The 3,827-nt window shown below is 46.9% G+C and carries 4 protein-coding genes and 2 pseudogenes; 5 read left to right on the top strand and 1 reads right to left on the bottom strand.

Annotation, left to right across the window (positions count from 1 at the left end):
• Positions 1-967: tRNA dihydrouridine(20/20a) synthase DusA (gene dusA / locus BG74_RS03390; protein WP_073961054.1), on the top strand; the 967-nt coding region annotated here is incomplete at its 5' end.
• A 115-nt stretch (positions 968-1,082) separates the two neighbouring features.
• On the opposite strand, the gene BG74_RS16375 is transcribed toward dusA, so the two are convergent.
• Positions 1,083-1,454, bottom strand: a complete 372-nt coding sequence (locus tag BG74_RS16375) for a helix-turn-helix transcriptional regulator (RefSeq protein WP_244267227.1) — start codon at positions 1,452-1,454, stop codon at positions 1,083-1,085.
• Positions 1,455-2,738: 1,284 nt separating this feature from the next.
• On the opposite strand from BG74_RS16375, the pseudogene BG74_RS16370 reads away from it, so the two are divergent.
• From BG74_RS16370 to BG74_RS16355, 4 genes and pseudogenes are all read left to right on the top strand, one after another.
• Positions 2,739-2,834 (top strand): annotated as a pseudogene (locus tag BG74_RS16370) (hypothetical protein); the annotation flags it as partial.
• Positions 2,835-2,922: 88 nt separating this feature from the next.
• Positions 2,923-3,075: an S-methyl thiohydantoin desulfurase domain-containing protein gene (locus BG74_RS16365; protein ID WP_244267226.1), complete on the top strand. Its 153-nt coding sequence runs from the start codon at positions 2,923-2,925 to the stop codon at positions 3,073-3,075.
• A gap of 119 nt (positions 3,076-3,194) precedes the next feature.
• Positions 3,195-3,419 (top strand): annotated as a pseudogene (locus BG74_RS16360) (S-methyl thiohydantoin desulfurase domain-containing protein); the annotation flags it as partial.
• A gap of 278 nt (positions 3,420-3,697) precedes the next feature.
• A partial coding sequence (locus tag BG74_RS16355; protein ID WP_244267229.1) for a hydantoinase/oxoprolinase N-terminal domain-containing protein occupies positions 3,698-3,827 on the top strand: 130 nt, incomplete at its 3' end.

The following is a 3,827-nucleotide window of genomic DNA, read 5'->3' as shown; positions in this document are numbered from 1 at the left end:
GCTTGCGCCAGGCCGGTTCAGCGTTGCGCCTATGCTGGATTGGACAGATCGTCATTGCCGTTTTTTTCTGCGCCAGTTGAGCCGCCGTGCGCTGCTGTACACCGAAATGGTGACCACCGGAGCTCTGTTACACGGTAAAGGCGATTATCTGGCCTATAATGACGCGGAACATCCTCTTGCGCTGCAACTGGGCGGAAGTGAACCGGGTGCGCTAGCGCGCTGCGCGAAAATAGCACAGGAGCGAGGCTATGATGAAGTCAATCTCAATGTGGGTTGCCCTTCTGATCGCGTGCAGAATGGCCATTTCGGAGCCTGTTTGATGGCCGAGAAAGACAGGGTAGTAGCGTGTATCGCCGCTATGCGCGAGGTGGTATCATTGCCGATAACGGTAAAAACCCGCATCGGTATTGACGATCAGGACAGCTATGCGTTCCTTTGTGAGTTCATCAATACTGTCGCCGCTTGTGGCGGCTGTCAGACATTCATCATTCATGCCCGCAAGGCCTGGCTTAGCGGCTTGAGTCCTAAAGAAAACCGCGAAATTCCACCGCTGGATTACGGTCGGGTATATCATCTAAAGCGGGATTTCCCATCGCTTCGAATCATGATAAACGGCGGCATCACCACTCTGCATGATGCTCGGGAACATCTGCAGTGGCTTGATGGGGTTATGATGGGCCGCGAAGCCTACCAGAACCCGGGCATCCTAGCGCGGGTTGACAGTGAGCTGTTTGGCGACGCGGATCCTTTGCCGAATCAGGCAGCGGTGATTGACGCGATGTTACCTTATATAGAGCGGGAGCTGTTTTGCGGAACGGTCCTTAGCGACATTACCCGCCATATGCTCGGACTGTTTCAAGGGATGCGAGGTGCCCAGCAGTGGCGCCGCTATTTAAGCGAACATGCCCACCGTCCAGGCGCGGGTGCCGATGTGTTGATTAAAGCGTTATCCTGCGTCCAGTACTAATAATTGACTCAAGGGTTTTAAGAATTTTTGCGGCACATAACGGTCAAAACCGTTGTGACAACTGTATTCGCTGAACTTGACGCAAACAGTGTACTCCTGCTTTCTGATAGATACCCTACAGCTTGTTCTCCACCGTACAGTGTGAAAGACCAAGATGACGGCCAATGACTTTGCTGCTCATGTTTTGCAGGACAAAAAAGATCACGTCTAGCTTGCCCTCGGTAAAGATCGTTTCCGGTGGATAAAACAGGAAATAACCGGGGCTTTTGCCGCATAACTGCTTTTGCAGCGAGACGTCCTCGACTTTACGCGCGTGGAAAATTGAGCTAATACACTCACGGGTGATCCTGATGGTAGAGCGGATATTTATCGAAAAAATAAGGCTGAATAAGCTTTTCTCGGCCGTAACAGTGGATTTCTCTGGAGCAGAGGCGATCCTGCTGTTTGATAATAGTACAACGGTTGTGGAGTTAGAAGTGCGATGCAAAATCCGCCACCGGTGACGGTAAATCATGATCGAAACAACCGGGGATTGTGAAAAGTGCTGGATTAATATTCAGCTTATAGTAATAAGCAGGGTTGGAATAAAGATAGCGTGATTCAAGGTCTTTGACGCTCCAAGGTTCACGGGACGATTCCCATAGCATTAGCAGCTGCGGTGTTATGATTCGATCCTGAGTATCGCGAGATAGGCAATCGCTGTTCATATAAAGTCCTTTTGAAAAATACCGCATAGCAGTCTTATTTTTTACCGCAAATGTTATTTTTTATCCAGCCTGGTTTCCTATTAATTTATGATTAACAACTTCGGAGATATAGATAATCTATCATTGTGTAATATTAATTAGGACAATATTATTAATAAGGTGATAATTAATTTATTCATTTTTCTATCTTTGGGCCGCTATTGTTGCGTTTATTTATGTGCTTATTGATAGGTATGCCGATGGCTCGTCGAGGGCAAGATGGATAAATTTTCTTCTCAGAAAAAATAGCGATTATATAACGGGATATAGAGCGTTAATGAGGCAAGGAGATAGACATAAAATAGGTAATAGATACCGGCCAGTGAAATAAGTCAGCAAGCTGATTGATGTGGATTTCATAAATGAGTATATCCCTAAATAGGGAGAGGGTCATAGGTAATTAACGATGCGGTGGGAAATAGTAAGAAAGCGGTTAATCCTACGCTAAGAAATGACGGGGATTGGGATAACTCAGTCAGGTGTATAAGTATTTGGTTACCTGGCCATATGTTCGTTAAAAAGATAAGACATTAGCTTATCGGTTGATGAAAGGCTAATTAAATATTTCGAAGGAATTGTGCCAGAAGAATAATCTACAGGGTACTGTTTAAAGTCTATTTTATGATAATAAAAAAATTAATTTTATTAATTGATATTAAATTTTAAATATGGATTGATTAGAAAAATTCTATGAGGTCAAATGAATTTATGATTTAATTTCTCTATCCTTGAATATATTATAAAATGTTATAATTATAATGTGTATAATATTTATGTCATTCTTAAGAGGAATAAGGTATCAGTGCCTGTGTAGATCTAAGGGAGATGGTGAGATAAAATGGCTGGATCATGAAGCGATTGATTACATCAGCTACGGTGCTGCTATCCTTGCCAGCGGCCGCGGAGGCGGACCCCTATATCGGTAAAATCACAGCACAGAGGGAAATTGCTGAGTACGAGCCTATTCGATTATTAACGTTAGATGAGCTTCAGCCGGAAGAGAAGAATTGCTGCTGGCAAAGGGCATGATAGGTTCGCCGGCCGTGACGATGGAGAAGTTGCCAAATAGTCAGGAATCATCCCTGACGGCCTGCCGGATTATTTCTCAGTATATGAGACGTTTTTTATCCACTATCTACCCGATAGAAACCAGCGGCATCAATTCACTGTTGCTACTGGCCCTCGTCCTGTACTCTTGGGCTACCCATTATGATGGACGTCGACGCTATGGGCTGGGATTTTCCCGATTTTCAAATGACGACCGTCTATCTAGACGGCCTCAATGCGTCGCCGTTTGCCGTCGTGGATGATCATACTAACACTGTTCTAGCAGAGGCTGAAGACAGTATGAAGGCGGAATAATTAGCCCGCGCGATCGCGGTAAAAATGGGCGGCGCCTCGACCTTCGCCTGTTATCCGGTTACGGTCGATCAGGCGCGTTTCTTGTTATCGATACTCCAACGACGCTGCTGCATGGTGTCGTGCTGTTTCGTGGTAAAGCGAATCGGGTAACCCAGTGTAGCGAAGGCAGTTTCAATCATGGCACCGCCTGTTTTGTCAGCGTGGACAACGATAGCGGCGCCCACTTTGACGTGCTCTTTCAGAATGAATATTTGCTGGCACGGCGAGACGAGCAGCCGCTGTGTATGACGCCGGATCTGATTATTCTACTCGATGAGGAAACGGGGCTGCCGATTCTAGGCGAAAGGCTTTGTTACGGGATGCGCGTGGTGGCGATAGGTGTTCCCGCCCATAAAAATAGCCGACGTCGCGGGGAATCGAGGTATGCGGACCGCGCTATTTTAACTATAGAAATGACTATACTCCGGTGGAGAGACGCTGGCGGCTCGGTGCAAGGAGGAAAGTGCATGAGTATATCTTTGGGGATCGATGTCGGCAGCACCCATACGGATGCGGTACTGCTGGATGCACGGCATAGGATTATCGTCCAAACTAAACAGCCCAGCCCACCAGCGTTGACGTTATGCAGGGAATTGGTCAGGCGTTGGCGGTCTTGCTGGCTTTGGTCAAAGTGGACCCCGGCGATATACGCCGGGCGATGCTCGGCACAATCCATTGCACCAATGCTATCGTTGAGCGTAAAGATTTACAGC

The organism is Sodalis-like endosymbiont of Proechinophthirus fluctus, from assembly GCF_001602625.1.
GTDB lineage: Bacteria > Pseudomonadota > Gammaproteobacteria > Enterobacterales > Enterobacteriaceae.
Note: the sequence above shows the minus strand (reverse complement) of the source record. Positions and strands in the feature narration are given on the sequence as shown.